At 64.8% G+C, this 19,510-nt stretch carries 20 protein-coding genes and 2 tRNA genes; 7 read left to right on the top strand and 15 right to left on the bottom strand.

The genetic code is table 11. The annotated features are described in order from the left end of the window. Nucleotides 1-139: 139 nt before the first annotated feature. The 3 genes from BLR57_RS07275 to BLR57_RS07265 all read left to right on the top strand — a co-directional run bounded on the left by BLR57_RS07275 (nucleotide 140) and on the right by BLR57_RS07265 (nucleotide 3,016). Nucleotides 140-943: a GTP cyclohydrolase III gene (locus tag BLR57_RS07275; RefSeq protein WP_089695965.1), complete on the top strand. Its 804-nt coding sequence runs from the start codon at nucleotides 140-142 to the stop codon at nucleotides 941-943. A gap of 46 nt (nucleotides 944-989) precedes the next feature. After that, on the top strand, nucleotides 990-1,553 hold the full coding sequence (locus tag BLR57_RS07270) for a CBS domain-containing protein (protein ID WP_089695937.1): 564 nt from the start codon (nucleotides 990-992) through the stop codon (nucleotides 1,551-1,553). A 128-nt stretch (nucleotides 1,554-1,681) separates the two neighbouring features. Next, entirely contained in the window at nucleotides 1,682-3,016 is a 1,335-nt protein-coding gene (locus BLR57_RS07265) for an ABC transporter substrate-binding protein (RefSeq protein WP_089695935.1), read from the top strand. A 94-nt stretch (nucleotides 3,017-3,110) separates the two neighbouring features. On the opposite strand, the gene BLR57_RS07260 is transcribed toward BLR57_RS07265, so the two are convergent. From BLR57_RS07260 to BLR57_RS07240, 5 genes are all read right to left on the bottom strand, one after another. Beyond that, nucleotides 3,111-3,428, bottom strand: a complete 318-nt coding sequence (locus tag BLR57_RS07260; RefSeq protein ID WP_089695933.1) for an RPA12/RPB9/RPC11 RNA polymerase family protein — start codon at nucleotides 3,426-3,428, stop codon at nucleotides 3,111-3,113. Between the two features lie 171 nt (nucleotides 3,429-3,599). Next, complete coding sequence (locus BLR57_RS07255) at nucleotides 3,600-4,304, bottom strand: ABC transporter ATP-binding protein (protein ID WP_089697622.1); 705 nt, start codon at nucleotides 4,302-4,304, stop codon at nucleotides 3,600-3,602. Between the two features lie 79 nt (nucleotides 4,305-4,383). Beyond that, a complete protein-coding gene (locus BLR57_RS07250) occupies nucleotides 4,384-5,229 on the bottom strand; it encodes an ABC transporter ATP-binding protein (protein ID WP_089695931.1) in 846 nt (281 codons plus the stop codon). Continuing rightward, complete coding sequence (locus BLR57_RS07245; protein ID WP_089695929.1) at nucleotides 5,222-6,559, bottom strand: branched-chain amino acid ABC transporter permease; 1,338 nt, start codon at nucleotides 6,557-6,559, stop codon at nucleotides 5,222-5,224. Before BLR57_RS07245 ends, BLR57_RS07250 begins: the two co-directional genes overlap by 8 nt. Beyond that, nucleotides 6,556-7,662 (bottom strand): branched-chain amino acid ABC transporter permease, encoded by a 1,107-nt coding sequence (locus BLR57_RS07240; protein ID WP_089695927.1) that lies wholly within the window; start codon nucleotides 7,660-7,662, stop codon nucleotides 6,556-6,558. The genes BLR57_RS07245 and BLR57_RS07240 overlap by 4 nt, the downstream gene beginning before the upstream one ends. Before the next feature lie 203 nt (nucleotides 7,663-7,865). Here BLR57_RS07240 and BLR57_RS07235 point away from each other — a divergent pair, with 203 nt between their 5' ends. Together BLR57_RS07235 and BLR57_RS07230 are read left to right on the top strand one after the other, a co-directional pair. Then, the gene (locus BLR57_RS07235; RefSeq protein WP_089695925.1) at nucleotides 7,866-8,345 is read left to right on the top strand and encodes a GNAT family N-acetyltransferase; all 480 of its coding nucleotides are present in this window, start codon (nucleotides 7,866-7,868) and stop codon (nucleotides 8,343-8,345) included. Between the two features lie 31 nt (nucleotides 8,346-8,376). Further along, nucleotides 8,377-8,450 (top strand) — tRNA-Thr (locus BLR57_RS07230). Between the two features lie 36 nt (nucleotides 8,451-8,486). On the opposite strand, the gene BLR57_RS07225 is transcribed toward BLR57_RS07230, so the two are convergent. The 8 genes from BLR57_RS07225 to BLR57_RS07190 form a co-directional block, all read right to left on the bottom strand. Continuing rightward, entirely contained in the window at nucleotides 8,487-8,726 is a 240-nt protein-coding gene (locus BLR57_RS07225; protein ID WP_089695923.1) for a DUF7999 family protein, read from the bottom strand. A gap of 294 nt (nucleotides 8,727-9,020) precedes the next feature. Continuing rightward, complete coding sequence (locus BLR57_RS07220; protein WP_089695921.1) at nucleotides 9,021-9,236, bottom strand: TrmB family transcriptional regulator; 216 nt, start codon at nucleotides 9,234-9,236, stop codon at nucleotides 9,021-9,023. Between the two features lie 182 nt (nucleotides 9,237-9,418). Next, nucleotides 9,419-9,512: transfer RNA gene (locus BLR57_RS07215), tRNA-Pro, on the bottom strand. Nucleotides 9,513-9,646: 134 nt separating this feature from the next. After that, nucleotides 9,647-11,482, bottom strand: coding sequence for an FAD-binding protein (locus BLR57_RS07210; protein WP_089695920.1), 1,836 nt, complete (start codon nucleotides 11,480-11,482; stop codon nucleotides 9,647-9,649). Between the two features lie 17 nt (nucleotides 11,483-11,499). Further along, nucleotides 11,500-12,378: a succinate dehydrogenase/fumarate reductase iron-sulfur subunit gene (locus BLR57_RS07205; protein WP_089695918.1), complete on the bottom strand. Its 879-nt coding sequence runs from the start codon at nucleotides 12,376-12,378 to the stop codon at nucleotides 11,500-11,502. A 1-nt stretch (nucleotide 12,379) separates the two neighbouring features. Beyond that, a complete protein-coding gene (locus tag BLR57_RS07200; protein WP_089695916.1) occupies nucleotides 12,380-12,751 on the bottom strand; it encodes a succinate dehydrogenase/fumarate reductase transmembrane subunit in 372 nt (123 codons plus the stop codon). Between the two features lies 1 nt (nucleotide 12,752). Continuing rightward, complete coding sequence (gene sdhC, locus BLR57_RS07195) at nucleotides 12,753-13,145, bottom strand: succinate dehydrogenase, cytochrome b556 subunit (protein WP_089695914.1); 393 nt, start codon at nucleotides 13,143-13,145, stop codon at nucleotides 12,753-12,755. A gap of 241 nt (nucleotides 13,146-13,386) precedes the next feature. After that, entirely contained in the window at nucleotides 13,387-14,412 is a 1,026-nt protein-coding gene (locus BLR57_RS07190; protein WP_089695912.1) for a succinylglutamate desuccinylase/aspartoacylase family protein, read from the bottom strand. A gap of 117 nt (nucleotides 14,413-14,529) precedes the next feature. Here BLR57_RS07190 and BLR57_RS07185 point away from each other — a divergent pair, with 117 nt between their 5' ends. Beyond that, nucleotides 14,530-15,894: a putative ATP-dependent zinc protease gene (locus tag BLR57_RS07185; RefSeq protein ID WP_089695911.1), complete on the top strand. Its 1,365-nt coding sequence runs from the start codon at nucleotides 14,530-14,532 to the stop codon at nucleotides 15,892-15,894. 148 nt (nucleotides 15,895-16,042) lie between these two features. Here BLR57_RS07185 and BLR57_RS07180 read toward each other — a convergent pair whose 3' ends face one another. Both BLR57_RS07180 and BLR57_RS07175 read right to left on the bottom strand, forming a co-directional pair. Beyond that, a complete protein-coding gene (locus BLR57_RS07180; protein WP_089697621.1) occupies nucleotides 16,043-16,654 on the bottom strand; it encodes a class I SAM-dependent methyltransferase in 612 nt (203 codons plus the stop codon). Between the two features lie 49 nt (nucleotides 16,655-16,703). Further along, nucleotides 16,704-17,318: a DNA-3-methyladenine glycosylase family protein gene (locus tag BLR57_RS07175; protein WP_244509952.1), complete on the bottom strand. Its 615-nt coding sequence runs from the start codon at nucleotides 17,316-17,318 to the stop codon at nucleotides 16,704-16,706. Nucleotides 17,319-17,458: 140 nt separating this feature from the next. Between BLR57_RS07175 and BLR57_RS07170 the strand changes: the two genes are divergently transcribed. Then, on the top strand, nucleotides 17,459-19,435 hold the full coding sequence (locus BLR57_RS07170; RefSeq protein WP_089695906.1) for a 3-hydroxyacyl-CoA dehydrogenase/enoyl-CoA hydratase family protein: 1,977 nt from the start codon (nucleotides 17,459-17,461) through the stop codon (nucleotides 19,433-19,435). Nucleotides 19,436-19,510: the final 75 nt, after the last annotated feature.

Genomic DNA, 19,510 nt, shown 5'->3' with positions numbered 1-19,510 from the left:
CGTTTGAATGTACTGTTTCGCCGGACCCGTGCGCCGGTGTCGCAGACGACCGGCCGCCGAAACCGTGATGTGTGCGCACACGCCACATTCATCACCCGATTCAGGAGAGCTTATCACTTACTGGACGCACTCCACAAACGTGACGAACGTCCAGTTGACTCACCTCCAGCTCGACAACTACGGGCCGTGGACCGTGACGCCGGAACCGCGCCGCGAGATGGACCTCCAGACGCTCCAGACGCGGCTCTTCGCCGACGTCGCCCAGGCAGTCGGCCGCGACGGCGGCTATGTCTTCCCGACCCGCTTCGACAACCTCATCGCCGTCACCAACGGTCTCGACCGCCGAGCGCACGAGACGCTCCAGGAGTCGGTTCGGAACCGGTATCCCGTGACGCTGAGCCTCGGCGTCGGCAGCGCGGCCCGTCCCGCGGACGCACTCGACGCCGCCAGCACCCACCTCCACGAGGCCGGGAGCGCGCAAGACAGCGACCGGACCGAGGTCTTCGGTGGGGAGCCGCTCTCTCGCGAGGCCCGAACCGACGACGACCTCCACGTCGCCCACTTCGACGTCGACGACGCCACCGGCGTCTACACCGACCAGCTGAACGAGTACGACGCCTATCTCGCCATCGAACGCGGCTTCTCGTCGCTTGCGCGCCACCTCCGGACCGAGCACGGCGCGCTCGCCTTCTTCGCCGGGGGCGACAACGTCATCGCCGTCTGTCCAGCCCTCTCGGACGAAGCGTACCACGAGGCCATCGCTCACGTGCGGGCGGACGCGAACGTCGACCTCAAAGTCGGCGTCGGAACCGGGCTGACGGCACAGGAGGCGGGGATGAAAGCGAAACACGCCCTCGAGCACTGTCGGGAGTCGGGCGCGCCGGTCGTCCGTGACCACGGCGGGAAGAGTCCGAAGCTACAGATAGCCTCGCTCGACGCATAAGCCTGCTGGAGGTAGCTTTTAGCCGCGGTCGCGCCAAGATTCGGCCATGCGTGAGAATGTCACAGTCCACGACATCACCGGTCAAGAGTACGTCGGGGTGAGCGAGGGCGACACGGTGGAGGCGGCGGCCGAGCTGATGCTGACAGAAGGCGTCGACTCGATCGTCGTCCTCCGTGGCCGCGACCCGGTCGGAATGTTGACGAGCCGTGACGCGCTCGGGGCACTGTTGGCAGGGACCGACACCGCCGAGCGGACGGTCGACACGGTCATGTCCGAACTCGTCCCGCGGGTCGACGCTGCCGACGATATCGACGTCGCCGCCGACATCATGTTCTCCGAGGCGGTCGACCGGCTGCTCGTCTTCGACGACGGCGAGTTCGTCGGTCTCTTGACCCAGCGGGAGGTGATGGCCGCGACGGCCTCGCGAACCCCCGACAACGGACCGACCGCCGACGTCGATGGGGGTCAACTCCTGACCGACGGCTCCGACTTCGAGACCGAGACGGACGAGTTCTCGACGCAGAGTATCTGTGAAGTCTGCGGCGCGCTGGTCCACGACCTCGGTAACGTCAACGGCCAACTCGTCTGTGTGGACTGTCGCGAGGTCTGACGAGAAGCTGTGAAGAACTCACCATAGATGTGCATTGGTGGCCCTTTTTAGACAAGCATCCCACAATCGTGGTCCCTCGTCGGGGTGTGAAAGATAACTTTATAAACCGGACCTCCCACCATGCGGGTATGATACGTGATATCGAACGCCGTGACTTCATGAAGGGCGTAGGTACTGCAGGCATCATCGGTCTTGCTGGCTGTACCAGTGGCGGAGACGGTGGCGACGGCGGAGACGGCGGAGACGGTGGCAGCGGCGACGGTGGCAGCGGAGACGGCGGAAGCAGTGACGGTGGCGACGGCGGCAGCGGCGGGATGGAACGCACCATCCGGTACGGTGTCCTCCTCCCGCTCAGCGGTGACCTCGGCTCCGTCGGGACGCCGATGCGTGACGCCGCAGTCCTCCCATCGACGCAGCTGGCCGATGCCGACCTCGGTGGCCTGACCGTCGAAGAGACGGTCGAGGACACTCAGACCTCGCCGTCCGCGGGTATCAGTGCGGCAAACAACCTCGTCAACTCGGGCATCCCGGGTGTCTGTGGCCCGGCGTCCTCCGGTGTCAACATCCAGGTGTCCCGGCAGGTCTTCATCCCGAACGGGATCGTGGGCTGCTCGCCGTCCAGTACGGCTCCGAGCGTCACCGACCTCGAAGACGACGACTACATCTTCCGGACGGTTCCCTCCGACGCCCTGCAGGGGCAGGTCGTCGCACAGGTCGCCCGTGACAGCGTCGAAGCGAGTACCGCGGCGACGCTCTACGTCAACAACGACTACGGCCAGCTCCTCTCGCAGGCGTTCGCCAACGCCTTCGAGAACAACGGCGGAACGGTCCAGTCGCAGACTTCCTTCGAGAAGCAGCAGGCGTCGTACACCTCGAAGCTCCAGTCGGCACTCTCGAACGACCCGGACACGCTGGTCGTCATCGGCTACCCGGCCTCGGGTGTCCAGCTGTTCACTGACTACTACGCCGACTTCGACGACGGCACCGACATCCTCGTGACGGACGGGATGCAGGACGCCGGGATGCAACAGCAGGTCGGCAACCCGATGGAGAACGTCACCGGGACCGTCCCGCAGCCGTCCGGCCCGGCCGCAGACGCCTTCGCCGCGGCCTACCGCGAGGAGTACGGACGCGCTCCCTCGGTCTTCAACGCCCACTCCTACGACGCCGCCGCGGCGCTCATCCTCGCGAACGCGATGGCAGGGGAGAACGACGGGACGGCCGTCCGCGATGCGATGCGTGAAGTCGCCAACCCCGAGGGGATGGAAGTCACCATCGAGAACCTCGCAGAGGGTGTCGTCGCAGCCGCCAACGGCGAAGACATCAACTACGCCGGTGCCTCCAGCAGCGTCGACTTCGACGACAACGGCGATATGAAGGCGGTTACCTACGCCGTCTGGCAGTTCGCGCCCGACACCGACTCCGGTATCGAAGTCGTCGACACGATTCAGTTCGAGGCGTAACCACCCAGTTTTCCCGTTTTTTCACTCGTCGCGAGCGACGGCTGTCGGCGTCGCCTCTATTCGGAGAACCGGCGACGCTTGAGTGACGGCGGAGTCAGGACTCGCGCCACTTGCGGCCGCACTCGGCGCAGGTGAACAGCCGAACCTCGTAGGAGCCACCCGGCTTCGGCATCATCTGGGAGTAGGCTCGGTCGCCATCGCAGTCGTCCGCCGGACAGGACTCCTGCATCGTCTCTCCGGTTGACTGTGTTGCGTCGGCGACGGCGGGCGCGCCGTCGTCCTGCTGTCCATCTTGGAGCGACATCGCCGCTTCCGCCTGCGAGTCCCGTCGCTCCTCGTTCGCACAGGAGCGACACACCCACCTGTCGCCCTCCGTGTGCATCAACGAACCGCACTCGTCACAGAACTGCATATCCGTGGGAACACACGGTTGTCGGATATAGCTGTCAACTTCCGCTCCGTCGTGAACGCCGGGCAACTGTCCAGGCAGACTGGTACAGGATCGTCCCAACAGGTCGGAAACGGGGCGTCGCCGGAGAAAGTCGGTCAAAAAACGGGGCGTCGACGAACCGCGAGGCGACCGTCAGCCGCCGAGGAACCGCTGTCGGACTTCCTCGTCGCCGAGGAGGTCGTCGCCGCTGCCGACGTAGCCGTTCTTACCGTTGACGAGGACGTAGCCGCGGTCACACCGGCGCAGTGCCTGCTTGGCGTTCTGCTCGACCATCAGGATGGCCGTGCCGGCGTCGTTGATCCTGTCGATGCGGTCGAACATGTCCTGGACGAGGTCGGGGGCGAGTCCCGCCGACGGCTCGTCGAGGAGCAGGAGGTCGGGTTCGAGCATGAGCGCGCGGCCCATCGCGAGCATCTGTCGCTGACCACCGCTCATCGTCCCGGCCTTCTGCTCTTGGCGCTCTTCGAGGATGGGGAACCGCTCGAAGACCGCGTCGAGTGCGTCCTGCGGCACCTCATCGAGGATGTAAGCACCCATCTCCAGGTTCTCGCGGACGGTCATGTTGCCGAAGATGTTGTCGTTCTGTGGGACGTAGCCGATGCCGTAGTGGATGATCTCCTCGGGCGGCAGGCCGGTGATGTCCTGTCCGTCGAAGGTGACGGTTCCGCCCATGTGGGTCGTCAGCCCGAAGACGGACTTCATGCACGTCGACTTGCCCGCGCCGTTCGGGCCGACGATGGTGACGTACTCGCCGTCCTCGACTTCGAGGTCGACGTCGGTCAGGATCTGGAGGTCGCCGTAGCCGGCGTCGAGGGAGCTGACGTTGAGGAGGCTCACGCGAACCACCCCCAGTGGTGAGCGTGAGTACGCAAGTCGCAGCCCGCGGAGCGAAGCGAGCCGGAACGTCTTGCGGTACTCATTCGACTTCACCTCCGAGATACGCCTCGATGACGCGTTCGTCGTTCTTGATCTCCTCCGGCGGTCCTTCGGCGAGCAGTTTGCCCTGGTGAAGCACGAGCACGCGCGAGCAGTTCTCCATGATGAGGTCGATGTCGTGTTCGACGAGCAGGAAGGTGTAGCCCTGCTCGCGGAGTTCACGGATGTGTTCGAGGAGTTTCTCCTCCAGCGAGGGGTTGACGCCAGCGAACGGTTCGTCGAGCAGCAGGATGTCCGGGTCGGTCATGAGCGCGCGGGCCATCTCCAGCAGCTTCCGCTGGCCACCCGAGAGGTTGCCGGCGTACTCCTCGGCGAGATGGTCGATGTCGAAGAAGTCGAGCATCTCCCACGCGCGTTCGAGGACGGCCTGTTCGTCCTTCTGGACCTGCGCACGCGCGCCGGGCGCGACGGAGCGCCACAGAGCTTCGCCCTGCTGGTGCTTCGGGGCGAGCATCATGTTCTCGAGGACGGTCATCTCCGACAGCTCGCGGGCGATCTGGAACGTCCGGACCATCCCGCGGTCGGCGATGTTGTACGGGGCCATCCCGGTGATGTCCTGGCCGTACAGTTCGACGCTCCCACTGTCCGGACTCAGAAAGCCCGTGATGAGATTGAACGTCGTCGACTTGCCCGCGCCGTTCGGGCCGATGAGACCCGTAATCTTGCCCTGCTCGATCTCGAAGGAGGTGTCGTCGACGGCGGTGATGCCGCCGAAGGTCTTTCGGAGATGTTCGACACGGAGCGGTGGCGCGTCGCCAGCCGTCGGTTCGACGGCCGAGGCACCTCGGTCGTCCTCGTCTGTGACCGTCGGCATATCGCTACTCATCGGACTCACCTCCGTCAGCGGCGACCGACTTCCCGGCCGGACGGCCGAGCGGAATGCTGGAGGCCGACTCTTTGCGGTGGCCGAGCAGTCCCTCCGGACGGTTCTGCATCAGCCAGATGAGCACCACACCGACCAATACGAGCCGAAGCGGTGCGATGTTGTTCAGCGCGTACGCGAAGAACGTCGCGATTTCGAGGTCGAACAGCGCGCCGACCGCAGCGGCGAACGTCTGCGGCGATCTGCCGAGGTCGAGCGTCTGGCTCGCCACGTTGGCGATGTAGCGCGGTCCCTCGAAGAGGACGGCCGCGAACAACGCCGCGCCGACGACGCTGCCGGTGTTCGAACCGGCACCGCCGATGATGAGCGCGATCCAGATGAAGAACGTCACCTGCGGCAGGAACGAGTTGGGGTTGACGAACCCGCGGCTTCCCTGCCAGAGGATGCCGCCCAGCCCCATGAGGGCACAGCCGACCATGAACGCCTTGATCTTGAACAGGTTCGTGTTCTTCCCGAGTGCGCGGGCGACGTCTTCGTCCTCGCGGATCGCCTTCAGCACGCGGCCGAACGGCGAGTTGCTGATACGCGAGAGCAGCCAGTAGAACCCGACGACGAAGACGAGCAGGACGACGGCGTAGATCCAGTTGTTGATGACTGTCGGTTGGACGCCCGCACTCTGTGCAACGTTCGTGATCCCCGAGAGGAGACCGCCGATACCGGGGAGACCGTTGAGTGCCTCCAAGATGACCGTATCGGGGTCGTTCTGGATGCCGATACCGCCACCACCGCCGGTCCCGAGTTCGGTTCCGGCGATAGTGAACGACTGGAGTGTCGACGAGAGATAGGAAATACGGATGATCTCGGAGAACGCGATGGTGACGATAGCGAGATAGTCCGCGCGAAGCCGGAGTGCCGGCAACGCCGCGATGAGGCCGATGAGTGAAGCCGCAGCCATACCGGCGATCATGCCAACCCACAGCGGGAGGCCGAGTCCGGGCACGCGGGCGTCGGGCGCGGCCGAGACCATCATCATCGTGTACGTCCCGACGGCCATGAAGCCCGCCACACCGATGTTGAACAGGCCCGTGTATCCCCAGTGGAGGTTCAACGCGAGCACGACGAGCGAATAGACCGCCGTCAGGAACGTCAGCCGCGCGAGGGCGTTGACCTGTCCGTTGAGGTTGTAGCCGAGAATCGTCCCGATGACGACGAAGACGGCGTAGACGGCCAACAGCAGGCCGACGACCATCGCGGCGTCACTGGAGAAGACGCGTTGCAGCGGCGTCTTCTCCTCGGTGGTATCGTCGCCGAGGAAGCGGTCGAGGACGCTCATGCAGTCGTCCTCCCGCTGAACAGTCCGTTCGGTTTGAACAGCAAGATGAGAATCATCAGGGCGAACGCGGCGGCCTGCGTGAACTCACTCGGCAGCCAGACCTGCGAGACGGTGTCGGTCAGGCCGATGACGAGACCACCGAAGATGGCCCCGTAGATGGAGCCGATACCGCCGAGGATGACCGCTGCGAAGATGAGCAGCAGGAGAATCCAGCCGCGGTTGTACGCGATCGTCCCCGACTCCAAGATGAGGAGGTAGCCAGAGACGCCGGCGAGACCCGCACCGATGATCCACGTCCAGCGGATGACCCGCTCGGTGGGGATACCCGTGACGCGTGCGAGGTCCTGGTTGTCGGACATCGCCCGCATCGCTTTGCCGAGTTTGGTTCGCTGGAGCAGGAGATGGACGCCCAGCATCAGCGCGATGGCGCAGACGGCGAGCGTGATCTCGTGGTAGCCGAAGCCGTACTCCAGGCCGCCGATGGTGCCTCTGACCGCAGGCGGCGTCTCGGCGACGGAGCGGACCGACGTGCCGAAGACGAACACCAGCATATACCGCAGGATGAACGCGACACCGATACTCGCGATGAGGAGCGCGATACCGTCTTGGTTCCGCATCGGTTTGTAGACGAGTCGGTCGATGAGAAGCGACAGCGCGATGGCTCCGAGACCGGCGACGACGAGGCCGACGACGATGGCCAGCGGCGCGCGGAGGACGCTCGTCCCCAACTGCGAGGAGAACACGTCGCCACCCGCACCGAGTACGAGGAGGCTGCCGATGTCGGCGATGCCGAAGCCGGCGACGACCCACGTGGCGACCCATCCGGCGAACGCGCCGCTCGTGATGTAGTCGCCGTGTGCGAAGTTCGCGAAGTTCAGAATACTATACGTCATCGAGAGGCCGACACCCGCCAAGCCGATAACGAGCCCGTTGACGACGCCACGCCAGACGTAGACGAAGAGCGTCGAACTGCTCACCTGCCCGGTCATCAGCTTGTTTACGAGGTCGACCAGCACCACCAGGCCAACGATCAGCCCGAGAAGCACCATCGGACGCTCGGTCACGAGCTCCCGACCACGGCTGGTATTATCTGCTATCCCCATTGTTACTCAACCACACGTTACTCTGGGACACTCATTCACATAAAAGGGTTCCTACCTCCGAGCGCGGATTATCGGAGACGGCTGTCAGGTCTCCCGGTCGCGAGGGCCGAGCGACGGCGACCGCGCGGGCACGAGGAGTAAAGGGTTAATCCCGTGTCCGCCGAAGGGGTTCCCACCGTCACACACCACCGCGACGGGCTCTCATGGATATCGAACCTCCGACGACCGACGAGGTCGACGAACTCGCCGACCTCTGGGTAGCACTCGCCCGTGACCAGCGGCGGTACGGGTCGCGGCTCCTCGCGCCCGAGAACCGCGACCACATCCGCGACAGCATCGCCCATCACGTCGTCGCCGGCGGCATCCTGGTCGCCCGCGACACCGAGATCGTCGGCTTCGTCATGTTCGCCCCCGAAGCAGGCCAGTACGAACAGGACGCCGTCCGCGGCGTCGTCCAGAACATCTACGTCCGGCCGGACCGCCGGGGCGAGGGCGTCGGCTCGGCCCTCCTGGAACGAGCGGAGTCGATGCTCGCCTCCGGTGGCATCGAGGTCGTCACGTTGGACGCGATGGCCGAGAACGAGGCTGCGAGACGCTTCTATCGGCGACACGGCTACGACGTCCACCGCGTGGAATTGGAGAAGCGTGTCGAAAACGATAATAACTCGAAGGAGGAGACGTAACTAACGGCAGGACGCTGACGACGTCCGGTGTGCCAAGAGAGCATGGGCGGTTCATGCACTCGACTTGTAATCGAGACTTCGTGGGTTCGAATCCCACTCTTGGCTTGAAATCTCCGAGCGACAGCGAGAGGTCAGACCGCGTTACCGGATGTCGATAGCCTTCCAGACGTTCGCGCGACTCCCGGCCGACTCGAGCGTGAGCGGGATCGACGACCCCTCCGGCAGTTGTCGGAGCGTCGCCCGCAGGTCTTCGTCGGCGTAGTCGACGACGTAGCGGGTCGCGTTGGTGTCGTGGGTCTCGACGGTCATCGCCCCGTGGCTGTTCATGGTGCGAGTGATCCGGACGAGCGTCGCCGTATCCCGAGTTTGGAGGGTCCCCATGGAGACACGAACTAATTCCAGCAGCTTAAGCGTCGATATTTTGTCTCCGGACCGGTACGTTCGGCTCACGAGTCCTCGGGAGTCGGTGAGGCGTCCGTGAGAGGCGGCTACGGCGTCTCACCACCGGCAGCTTGGTGGATTCGCTTTGGTCGGGAACGAGTCCGCGCCAGCGGAGAAGGTATAACGCAGAACCGCCAAAGAGTAATTATGAAAGGTTCCGATACGTTCTTCCTCGCCGTCACACTCCTCATCTTCGCGCTCGTCCTGCTCGGAGCAGTGCTGAGCTTGCTCTGACTACTGGGGCGCGTAGTAGTCGGCGTCGCGTGCGACGAGCTGCTGGTCGGTGAGCGTCCGGAGGATACTGTAGAGCGAGAGCTTCTTCATGTTCAGTCCGTCCTGTAGTTCCGAAAGCGTGGCACCGCCGTGCGTCGAGAGGTACAGATAGACGAGCTTCGCTCGCGGCGAGTTGAGCTCTGCGGGGAGTGTCGCCGCCTGTGGTTGCTGCATCATCGTTAGACGTGACTGTGGTTTCGACGATAATAAAACCCCTATTCAACGATTGTCGAAATCAGATGAAACAGGAGAGAGCGACCGCCTGGGCCCCGTTTCAGCGCGAATTCGTTTTCGAGTGAATCCGTCGGAGCGGCACGGATTACCGGCGAGTCGCTCACGGTTTCGACTGTCGTCGACAGCGGAAGGGGCGGGAGTCGAACCACGCGAAGCCAATATCCACCGCGCTGGGGCAATGCCCCCAACGGTGATGCTCTACCACTGAGCCACCCTTCCACCCGACTGTAAGTGTCGGGGGCACAAATATCTTCGTTACCGGCCGACGGCGGGCCGACACGGGCGGCGTCAGAGCGTGTGGACTGCCGGTGCTCGGCGTGTCGTATCGACGGTCGAAAAAAGCCCGTATGGGTTCAGTAGCTGCGCTCTTTCGGCTCGTAGGTCTTCTCTTCGCCCTCGAGGACGACGGGTTTGTAGTAGACCTCCGGGCTGCCGTCGTTCCAGTCGAGCATCGTATGCTTGAGCCAGTTCTCGTCTTTGCGCTCTTGGTGTTCCTTGCGCCAGTGGGCACCGCGGAACTCCTCGCGGACGAGCGCGCCGACGGTGATGGCCTCGGCGACGTCGATGACGTTACGCGTCTCGTAGGTCATCTGCAGGTCGGTGTTGAACGTCTTCGAGGGGTCGGCCACGTAGACCTCCTCGTAGAGTTCGCGGACCTCGCGGATGACTTCGAGCGCCTTCTTCAGGCCCTCCTCCTCGCGGAAGACGTTGACCCAGCGGGTCATCGCCTTCTGGAGCTTCGCGCGGATCTCGGCGTGCTGAAGCCCCTCGTCTTTCTCCATCAGATGGTCGACGCGCTGTTTCTCGCGGTCGACGGCGAGTTCGATGAGTTCGTCCGCACCGGAGACGGCGGCCGACCCACCGTCCGCGATGGCTTCGTCGGAGATACCTGCCTCGCCGAGCGTGACCGGAGAGTCGACCTCGTCGGTCTCCTCGTCACCGCTACGGCCGGTTCCGACCTGCGGTTCGCCGAGGTCGACGCCAGCGGCGTGGCGACCGGCGCGGGCACCGAGCACCAGGAGTTCGGGCAGCGCGTTGCCACCGAGACGGTTCGCCCCGTGGACGCTGGCACAGGCACACTCGCCCGCCGCGTACAGACCCGTAACACAGGTCTCGCCGTGCTCGTTCGTCTCGATACCGCCCATCTCGTAGTGCTGGCCGGGCTTGACCGGCATCGGCTCTTCGAGTCCGTCGACGCCCTCGAAGTCCCGAGCGAGATGGAGGATGTTCTCCAGGCGGTCGATGATGCGCTCCTCACCGAGATGGCGCATGTCGAGGTGGACGTACTCGTCCTCGATGCCGCGGCCCTCGTTGACTTCGGTCAACTCGGCACGCGACACCACGTCGCGGGAGGCGAGTTCGCCGTCGTTGTTCGCGTAGCCGTGTTCGAACATGAAGCGCTCGCCGTCTTTGTTGTAGAGGATGCCACCCTCGCCACGGACACCCTCGGAGATGAGGACGCCGGTCGAGGGGAGCGTCGTCGGGTGGAACTGGACGAACTCCATGTCCTCCAGCGGGACGCCCGCTCGGTAGGCCATCGCCTGCCCGTCGCCGGTACAGGAGACGGCGTTCGTCGTGTGGTCGAACGCCTGCCCGAGCCCGCCGGTCGCGAGGATGACCCCGTTTCGGGCCTTGAAGCCCTCGATGTTACCGCTCTGGACGTCGTAGGCGACGACACCGTGACAGCTCCGGTCGCGCGGGTCCTCCTCGTCGCTGACGGCGAGGTTCATCACGTACCACTCGTCGTAGACCGTGATGCCGCGCTTGACGACCTGTTCGTACAGGGTGTGCAGCATGTGGTGGCCCGTCTCCGCACCCGCGTACGTCGTCCGCGGATACGAGAGGCCACCGAACGGTCGCTGGGAGACGCGGCCGTCGTCCTCGCGGGAGAACGGCATTCCCCAGTGTTCGAGCTGGATCGCCTCGTTGGGTGCCTCCTGCGCGAGTGTCTCGATGGTCGGGGCGTCGCCGAGATAGTCCGACCCCTTCATCGTGTCGTAGGCGTGCAGCTCCCAGGAGTCGCCCTCCTGCAGTGCCGCGTTGATACCACCCTCGGCCGCGCCGGTGTGGCTGCGGACCGGGTGCAGCTTCGTGACCATCGCCACGTCCGCACCCTGTTCGTGGGCCGCGACAGCCGCACGTAGTCCCGCACCGCCTGCACCGACGACCAGCACATCGTGTTCGTACATTGTTGTGTTCTCCGTTGTTACCAGAACTTCAGGTTGCTCTTGACTGCCTCACGCTTCAGCTCCTGGATGTGTTCCGTCAGGGGGATGTCCTTCGGGCACACTTCCGTACAGGAGAACTGGGTCTGACACCGCCAGACGCCGTGTTCCTGCTCCAGGATCTCCATCCGGTGTTCCTTGCGGTTCTCGCCCTCGCGCTCGTCCATCGCGAAGCGGTAGGCCTTGTTGATGGCGGCGGGACCGAGATACTGGTTGTCACCGGCGGCGATGTTACACGAGGACATACACGCACCACACCAGATGCAGCGCGTGGACATCTTGACCTTCTCGTGGTTCTCGCGGCTCTGTCGCTGCTCTTCGCCCTCAGGAGTCTCCTCGGCGTCGAAGTACGGCTCGACCGACTCCATCTGGTCGTAGAAGTGCTCCATCTCGACGACGAGGTCCTTGACGACCTCCTGGTGGGGGAGCGGCTCGATACGGACCGGTTCCTCGAGGTCCGCGAGCTGGGTCTGACAGCCGAGTCGCTGGCGACCGTTGACGAACAGCGCGTCCGAGCCACAGACCGCCTGCCGACAGGAGTGTCGGAAGGTCAGACTGGCGTCGTAGTGGTCGCGGGCGTACATCAGCGCGTCGAGGACGGTCATCCCCTTGTGGAAGGGGACGTGGAACTCGTCGAAGCGGGGTTCCTGCTTCGCGGCGACCTCGGGGTCGTAACGGAAGACCTTCAGCTTGTACGTCTCCTCGTCTTCGAGGTCACGTTCGGCTTCGAGTTCCTGCTTCGCGCGCTCGACCATCTCGCGACGGCTCTCTTTCTTCTGTTGACGCTTCTGCTGTGCGGCGGAGGTCTCCTCGGCCTCCGGCTCTGCCGTCTCCTGTGTTTCGGGTACTTGCGTACTCATGTTAGATCGGAACGCCTCCTGCCCATGCCAGTGCCGTACGGACGCCCTGCACGATGAGGACGACGCTCGCGGCGACGAGTGTCCACTTCACGGCGGCCAGCTTCTGGCCCGTGAGTCCCTGGTTGACAAGCGCGTTGTAGACGCCGTTGACGCCGTGGAACGTCGCGGTGACGAGGAACAGAATCATCAACGAGAAGTACGTGAGCTGTTCCATCCGTGCCGCGCTCATCGCGAACGTCACTTCGTCGGCGTGGTTGACGAAGTGAAGCAGGAAGAAGTGGAACGCGAGCACGACGACGAGGAACGCCGCCGTGAGACGCTGCCACAGCCACCGCTGCGTGCCGCCTTGGAAGGAGCTGTAACGTTCTGCCATCTTAGAACACCCCCGCCACGAACGTCGGAACGCTCGCGACGACGATCGCGCCGGTCAAGACCAGCGACGCGTAGAAACTCTTGTCCTGTGCCTCCAGCCCGATTCCAAGGTCGACCATCAGCAGACGCAGTCCGTTCAGGATGTGAAAGACTGCGACCGCCAGCAGGCCGACTTCGAGGAGTCGGACGACGAGCAGGCTCTCGAGCGCCTGAATCGTCGTCGTGTAGGCCGCGTCACCGGAGAGTGCCGTCGAGAGGACGGCGATGTGGGTGAACAGGTAGCCCACCAACACCCACCCGGTGAACTTGTGGAAGATCCAGGCCCACATACCAGCCGAGAACTCCCGCCACCGGCCGAAGTCCTCGATGAGGCCTCGATTGTAAGACTGACTCATACTCCTGTAAGCCTCAGGAGCGGGGGGTCATAGAAGTTACGTGTGCGCGCGTCGAGATCCGGCAACGGATGCCGGGTGTGACGAACGGCCGTCTCCGTGTCGCGGCCGTCCGACACACCGGACACGGCCCACCGACCGGGCGGTCGACTCTCCTGTTACCAGGGGTCGGTCACAGTGGCTCACAGTGGGCTACGTATTACCGACGCGCCACGTGTCACCGACGAACTGTGTCACCGACGAGCTACGTGTGGTGTGCGTGCTCCGGCGACTGTTCCTGTTCGACGACCCGGCGGGTCACGTCGTCGAGTTCGACCAGATGACACAGCGGGTTGCCGGGGTAGACGACGGGGTTCTCCAGGAGACCGACGAGCAGTCCGGTGAAGGGTGCCTCGACGACCGTGTTGTCGTCTTTGAACGGGTTGGTGATGGTACAGATGCGGTCGCCCTCGTGGACTAACGAGCCGCGTTCGAAATGCATATCGACGATGCCGCCCGCGTCGGCGCGGATCCACGTCTTCTCCTGGTCGTCGGTGATGATGGTCCGCCAGCCGGGCCAGCGGACGGCCGTCGTCTCGCGCAGGCTGTATTCGGCGAAGACGCTGTCAGTGCCGGCGAGTGCCTCGTCGATGAGGACGCGCTGGAACCGGTGGGCCTCGCCCATCTCGATGGTGATGGTCGGGACGCCGGCACGACTCGCCTCGCCCCGGAGACTGCCGCTCGGTCCCTCGCTGTCGATGACGACGTTCGTCCCGAAGGCCTTCGCCAGCCGCGAGACCTTGTCGTCGGACATATCGGCTCGGACGTGGAGCATGTTCGTCCGCCCTCGCGTCGACGTGTGGAAGTCCAGCCCGAAGTCACAGGGTTCGATGAAGTTCTGGAAGATGCGGTGGGCCATCCGTTTCGCGCTCGTCGAGTCCGGCCGACCGGGGAACGAGCGGTTCAGGTCGCGGTCGTAGATGGGGAGATACCGCTGTTGGAAGAGAAAGCCCGGGACGTTCAGCACGGGCATACAGACCAGCGTGCCCGCGAGGTCCGAGAGGTCCCACTCGTAGGCGACCTCGCGGACGACCTCGATACCGTTGAGTTCGTCGCCGTGGGCCGCCGCCGAGAGGAACACCGTCGGTCCCGGCCGCTCGCCGTTGATGATGCTGACCGGGATTCTGATTGGGTCGCCGAGATACGTCTCGCTGATGCCGTAGCGAATGTTCTGCCGTTCGCCCGGCGCGACTTTGCCTCCGGAGTAGGTGAAGGCCCCGTCGTCGCTCATACCCTTCCTCGGAGAGGGCCGTATATAAAACGCCCCTGCCGCGCCCCGAGATGTTCCCGAACTTTCGTTTTAGCAGACCGGCAACCATTTGAAACCGGAGTCTGATACCACAGTCTAATGGATTCATCCGACGAAACAGGCCCGGTCCGAGTCGGCGTCCTCTCGCTCCACAACAGTAAGGAGACGAAAGCGATCCTCAACGCCGTCGAAGACCTCGGCCACACCCCTGTCTGGCTGCGCCAGGAGAACACGGCCATCAGCGTCGAGAACAGCAAGTTGACCATCGAGCCGGACATCGACATCGTCGCCAACCGGCTGCTCCTCTCGAACACGGAGGAACCCGCAGAACTGCTCGGGCTGGCGACGACGTTCAACCGCGTCCGGCCGATGCTGAACGAGCCGGACGCCGTGATGGCCTCCATCCACAAGTTCGCGACGGCGGCGACGCTCGCGAACTGGAACATCAAGGTCCCCGACGCCCTGCTCGCGCTCTCGAACGACCGGCTGAACCAGGGTCGCGAGAAGTTCGGCGAGGTCGGCGTCTACAAGACCGCCATCGGCACCCACGGCGGCGGGACGTGGAAGGTCGACCTGACGGAGCCGGTCAACCCGAAGGTCGGCAACCGCCAGGCGTTCCTCCAGAGTCTCATCGACCGCGACGGCGAGCGTCACCGCGACCTCCGCGTCTACATCGTCGACGGCGAGATCATCGGCGCGATGTACCGCTTCGCCCCCGAGGGTGACTGGCGGACGAACGTCGCCCTCGGCGGCGACGTGCTCAACGCCACCGACGAGATGCCCGACGAGGCGGCCGAGACCGCGCTCTACGCCGCAGACGTCATGGGACTCGACTACGCCGGCGTCGACCTCATCGAGGGCAACGACGGCTGGTTCGTCCTCGAAGTCAACCCCACGGCCGGGTTCAAGGGCCTCCACAAGGCGACGGGCACCAGCCCCGCGCCCTACATCGCGAAGACGGCCATCGAGCGTGCTGGTGGCACCGTCGACATGGACCGCGTCGAGGACCTCGCCGCGACGCTCGACGACTCCGAACCCTCCTGCAAGCCGCGGGTCGAACCGCCGGAACACCAGGACGTCCCCATCATCGGCTACATCGAAGACGTCGTCGTCTCGGGGACCAGCGGCTCCACGCAGGCGAAGGCCAAGTCCGACACGGGCGCGACCCGGACCAGCATCGACACGAGCCTCGCCGCCGAGATCGGTGCCGGTCCCATCAAGAGCATGACCCGCGTCAAGTCCGGGAGCCTCAAGACCGGCAAGGCACGCCCCGTCGTCGACCTCGTCATCGGTATCGGCGGGACGCAGCACACCGTCACCGCCAGCGTCGAGGACCGCAGCCACATGGACTATCCCCTCCTCCTCGGCCGCGACATCCTCGAACACTACCGCGTCGACGTCCGTCGCCGCTCCGACGCCGACAACAAGCCGCGTACCGACGGCGAAGATTTCCTCGAAGAGTAACCTCCGACGCGGTTCACGGGTTCTTCTGTCTCTCCTTCCTCTCGGTTTTCTCCCCCTTTCTCTCGCTTCGCTCCCAGTCCTGTCTCTCTCTCACGATCGTGTGCGAAGGAGAGAGAGAAAAACCGAGCGCACGCTCGCGTCCGGGCCGCTACGGTCGCCGCTCGGCGAGCACGAACAGTGCCTGACTGCCGAGCGGGTCGTCGACGAACCGCTCCCAGACCACGTCGAAGCCAGCCTCGTCGAGCTGTGAGACGGTCGCGCGACGGCCCGGCGTACTCCAGTACATCGCGTGGCCGCTGTCCAGCCAGTTCCGGCGGGTGGCGTCGCTGCGGCCCGCGCCGACGGTCATGAGCAGACGGCCACCGGGAGCGAGGACGCGGGCGAACTCCTCGTAGACCGCGGGATGCTGAGAGCGCGAGACGTGGAAGACCGCGTGGTACGCCGTGATGGCGTCGACCGCCCCGTCGGCGACGGGCAGGGCAGTCATGTCCGCCTGCACGAGACGGGCGTCGGGAGCGGCTCCGCGGGCGAGTTCGAGTTGGCGACGCGAGAAGTCGAGACCGAGCGCGTCGGCCGCGCCGACGAGGTTCGTCAGGGTTCGCTGGCCGTCGCCACAGCCCACGTCGAGGACGCGGGCGTCCGCAGGAAGGTCGGCGAGCAGGTCCTCGATGAGCGCGGCGTCTTCGCCGTCGGCGCGACGTTTTGCCGCGTAGTCGTCGGCCACTGCGTCCCACGCCCGCCGGACCGCGTCGCGGTGCATGGTCATAGTTGGGGCGGAGAGCGAATCTCGTTTGTGGTGGCGGAAGGTCTCAGAACTCGATGCCGTCGATGTCGGCGTCGCCGTCGGTGTAGTGCTGCCAGATGTAGAGTGCTGCGTAGGAGCGGTACGGTGCCCACGGCTCCGCTCGGGTGCGCATCTCGCCGCGGGTCATCTCACCGAACAGCTGTTCCATGCCGCGGCGGACGGCGAGGTCGCCGACCGGGAAGACGTCCTCGCGGCCGAGACCGAACATCAGGAACATCTCGGCGGTCCAGTCGCCGATGCCCGTGATTTCCGTGAGGTCGGCGACGACCTCGCTGTCGGTCATGTCGGTGAAGCGGTCGCGGGTCACGTCCTGCTCGTCGAACCAACGGGCGACGTTTTTGACGTACTCGACCTTCTGCCCGGAGAGACCGACCTCTCTGAGGGCGTCGGCGTCGGCCGCGAGGATTCCCGCCGGTGTCACCTCGAACCGGTCGAACAGCCGACCGCGAATCGTCTTCGCGGCCTCCGTCGAGATGAGTTGGTTGACGACGGAGACGACGAGCCGCTGAAAGAGGTCGTCGGAGGGGTCGAGATGGAGTTCACCGTAGGTCTCGACGAGCGGTTCGAGGTCGGTCGTCCGCAGATGGTCGTGGGGGGTCGGAGCGTCGGCGTCTGTCACGTGCTGACGTTGTCGCGGAGGTGCAAATCGGTTGCGCCCCGCCGACGTCCGGCGGTCGGGGTGAGACGAAATAAACTCGTCGTGAGTTGGAAACGCGGAGAGTGGAAACGTTGAAACGGGCAGAAGCCGACCCATCTCGCATGGACATTGATGATATCAACACGGTCACGGTTCTCGGTGCCGGGAACATGGGCCACGGTATCGCCGAAGTCGCCGCCCTCGCAGGCTACACGGTCAACCTCCGAGACATCAACGAGGAGTTCGTCCAGAAGGGCTACGACCAGATCGAGTGGTCGCTGAACAAGCTCGCCGAGAAGGACCGCATCAGTGCCGACGAGGCCGAGGCCGCGTTGGACCGCGTGACCACCTTCGTCGACGCGGGCGAGTCCGTCGCCGACGCCGACGTCGTCATCGAAGCCGTCCCCGAGAAGATGGAGATCAAGAAGGAGGTCTACGGCGCGATCGACGAGCACGCGCCCGCCGACGCCATCTTCGCGACCAACACCTCCAGTCTCTCCATCACCGAACTCTCGGAAGTCACAGACCGCCCCGAGCAGTTCTGCGGGATGCACTTCTTCAACCCGCCGGTGCGGATGCAGCTGGTCGAGGTCATCTCCGGCGCGCACACCTCCGACGAGACGATGGACGCCATCGAGGCGCTCGCCGACGAGATGGGCAAGACGCCCGTCCGCGTCCGCAAGGACAGCCCCGGCTTCATCGTCAACCGCGTGCTCGTCCCCCTGATGAACGAGGCGGCATGGATCGTCGACAACGAGACCGCGACGATTGCCGAAGTCGACAGCACGACGAAGTACGACCTCGGGCTGCCGATGGGCAGCTTCGAACTCGCCGACCAGGTCGGCATCGACGTCGGCTTCCACGTGCTGGAGTATATGCACGAGGTACTCGGCGACGCCTACCGGCCGTGCCCGCTCCTGGCTGAGAAAGTCGAAAACGGGAATCTCGGCAAGAAGAGCGGCAAGGGCTTCTACGACTACGAGGACGGCGACGGCGCGCAGGTACCGAGCGACGAGGGTCGCGAAGACGTCGCCGACCGTCTGCTCGCGCTGATGGCCAACGAGGTCGCCGGACTCGTCGCGAACGACGTCGCCGACCCGGCCGCCATCGACCGCGCGATGCAACTCGGTGCGGGCTACCCGGACGGCCCGGCGAAGATGGCCGACAGTGCGGGCCTCGCAGGCCTCGTCGAGACGCTCGACGACCTGCACGACGAGACGGGCGAGGACCGCTACGTCGCCGTCGACTATCTCCGCGAACTCGCCGAGGCTGACGAGGGGTTCTACGGCGGAGACGAGGAAGAGGAGGCGGGCCACGACTTCGAGACCATCCGCATCGAGCGCGAGGGGAAGGTCGGCCACGTCGTCCTCGACCGCCCGCACCGCATGAACACCATCAGCGGCGAGCTGCTGGACGAACTCAGTGAGGCCATCGACCTGCTCGAAGCCGACGACGAGGTTCGGGCGATTCTACTCACGGGTGAGGGCGACCGCGCCTTCTCCGCCGGAGCCGACGTCCAGAGCATGGCCGCCGGTGGCGCGGACCCCATCGGTGCCGTCGAACTCTCGCGGAAGGGCCAGTCGACGTTCGGCAAACTGCAGGACTGCGATATGCCGGTCGTCGCCGGTATCGACGGCTACTGTCTCGGCGGCGGGATGGAACTCGCGACCTGTGCGGACCTGCGCGTCGCCAGCGAGCGGTCGGAACTCGGCCAGCCCGAGCACAACCTCGGGCTGCTGCCCGGCTGGGGCGGCACCCAGCGGCTCCAGCGTATCGTCGGCGAGGGCCGTGCAAAGGAGATCATCTTCACGGCCGACCGCTTCGACGCCGAGACGATGGAACGCTACGGCTTCCTCAACGAGGTTGTCGGCAACGACGAACTCCACGAGAAGGCGATGGAACTCGCGCAGTCGATGGCTGGTGGGCCGCCTATCGCCCAGAAGTTCACGAAGCGTGCGATGTCCAAGGGCTGGGAGAACGAAGAAGCCGGCCTCGAAATCGAGGCGCAGGCGTTCGGCCACCTCATGAACACCGAGGACCTGATGACGGGCATCACGGCGTTCATGAGCGACGAGGAGCCGGAGTTCGAAGGCAAGTAAGCCCCCGGGTGACTCTCCCTACCGAACCCGCGCCGTAACGGAATCTTTAAACAAATCCCCGCGCCAGACGTAAAT

This window comes from Halogranum gelatinilyticum (assembly GCF_900103715.1).
Lineage (GTDB): Archaea > Halobacteriota > Halobacteria > Halobacteriales > Haloferacaceae > Halogranum > Halogranum gelatinilyticum.
Note: the sequence above shows the minus strand (reverse complement) of the source record. Positions and strands in the feature narration are given on the sequence as shown.

Bases quoted from the DNA above. Each gene is read 5' to 3' on its own strand.
- BLR57_RS07260 (WP_089695933.1), bottom strand. From the start codon at position 3,428: ATGCAGTTCTGTGACGAGTGCGGTTCGTTGATGCACACGGAGGGCGAC.
- BLR57_RS07180 (WP_089697621.1), bottom strand. From the start codon at position 16,654: ATGCACCGCGACGCGGTCCGGCGGGCGTGGGACGCAGTGGCCGACGAC.
- BLR57_RS07270 (WP_089695937.1), top strand. From the start codon at position 990: ATGCGTGAGAATGTCACAGTCCACGACATCACCGGTCAAGAGTACGTC.
- sdhC (WP_089695914.1), bottom strand. From the start codon at position 13,145: ATGAGTCAGTCTTACAATCGAGGCCTCATCGAGGACTTCGGCCGGTGG.
- BLR57_RS07190 (WP_089695912.1), bottom strand. From the start codon at position 14,412: ATGAGCGACGACGGGGCCTTCACCTACTCCGGAGGCAAAGTCGCGCCG.
- BLR57_RS07265 (WP_089695935.1), top strand. From the start codon at position 1,682: ATGATACGTGATATCGAACGCCGTGACTTCATGAAGGGCGTAGGTACT.
- BLR57_RS07220 (WP_089695921.1), bottom strand. From the start codon at position 9,236: ATGATGCAGCAACCACAGGCGGCGACACTCCCCGCAGAGCTCAACTCG.
- BLR57_RS07205 (WP_089695918.1), bottom strand. From the start codon at position 12,378: ATGAGTACGCAAGTACCCGAAACACAGGAGACGGCAGAGCCGGAGGCC.
- BLR57_RS07210 (WP_089695920.1), bottom strand. From the start codon at position 11,482: ATGTACGAACACGATGTGCTGGTCGTCGGTGCAGGCGGTGCGGGACTA.
- BLR57_RS07245 (WP_089695929.1), bottom strand. From the start codon at position 6,559: ATGAGCGTCCTCGACCGCTTCCTCGGCGACGATACCACCGAGGAGAAG.
- BLR57_RS07185 (WP_089695911.1), top strand. From the start codon at position 14,530: ATGGATTCATCCGACGAAACAGGCCCGGTCCGAGTCGGCGTCCTCTCG.
- BLR57_RS07240 (WP_089695927.1), bottom strand. From the start codon at position 7,662: ATGGGGATAGCAGATAATACCAGCCGTGGTCGGGAGCTCGTGACCGAG.
- BLR57_RS07200 (WP_089695916.1), bottom strand. From the start codon at position 12,751: ATGGCAGAACGTTACAGCTCCTTCCAAGGCGGCACGCAGCGGTGGCTG.
- BLR57_RS07225 (WP_089695923.1), bottom strand. From the start codon at position 8,726: ATGGGGACCCTCCAAACTCGGGATACGGCGACGCTCGTCCGGATCACT.
- BLR57_RS07235 (WP_089695925.1), top strand. From the start codon at position 7,866: ATGGATATCGAACCTCCGACGACCGACGAGGTCGACGAACTCGCCGAC.
- BLR57_RS07250 (WP_089695931.1), bottom strand. From the start codon at position 5,229: ATGAGTAGCGATATGCCGACGGTCACAGACGAGGACGACCGAGGTGCC.
- BLR57_RS07170 (WP_089695906.1), top strand. From the start codon at position 17,459: ATGGACATTGATGATATCAACACGGTCACGGTTCTCGGTGCCGGGAAC.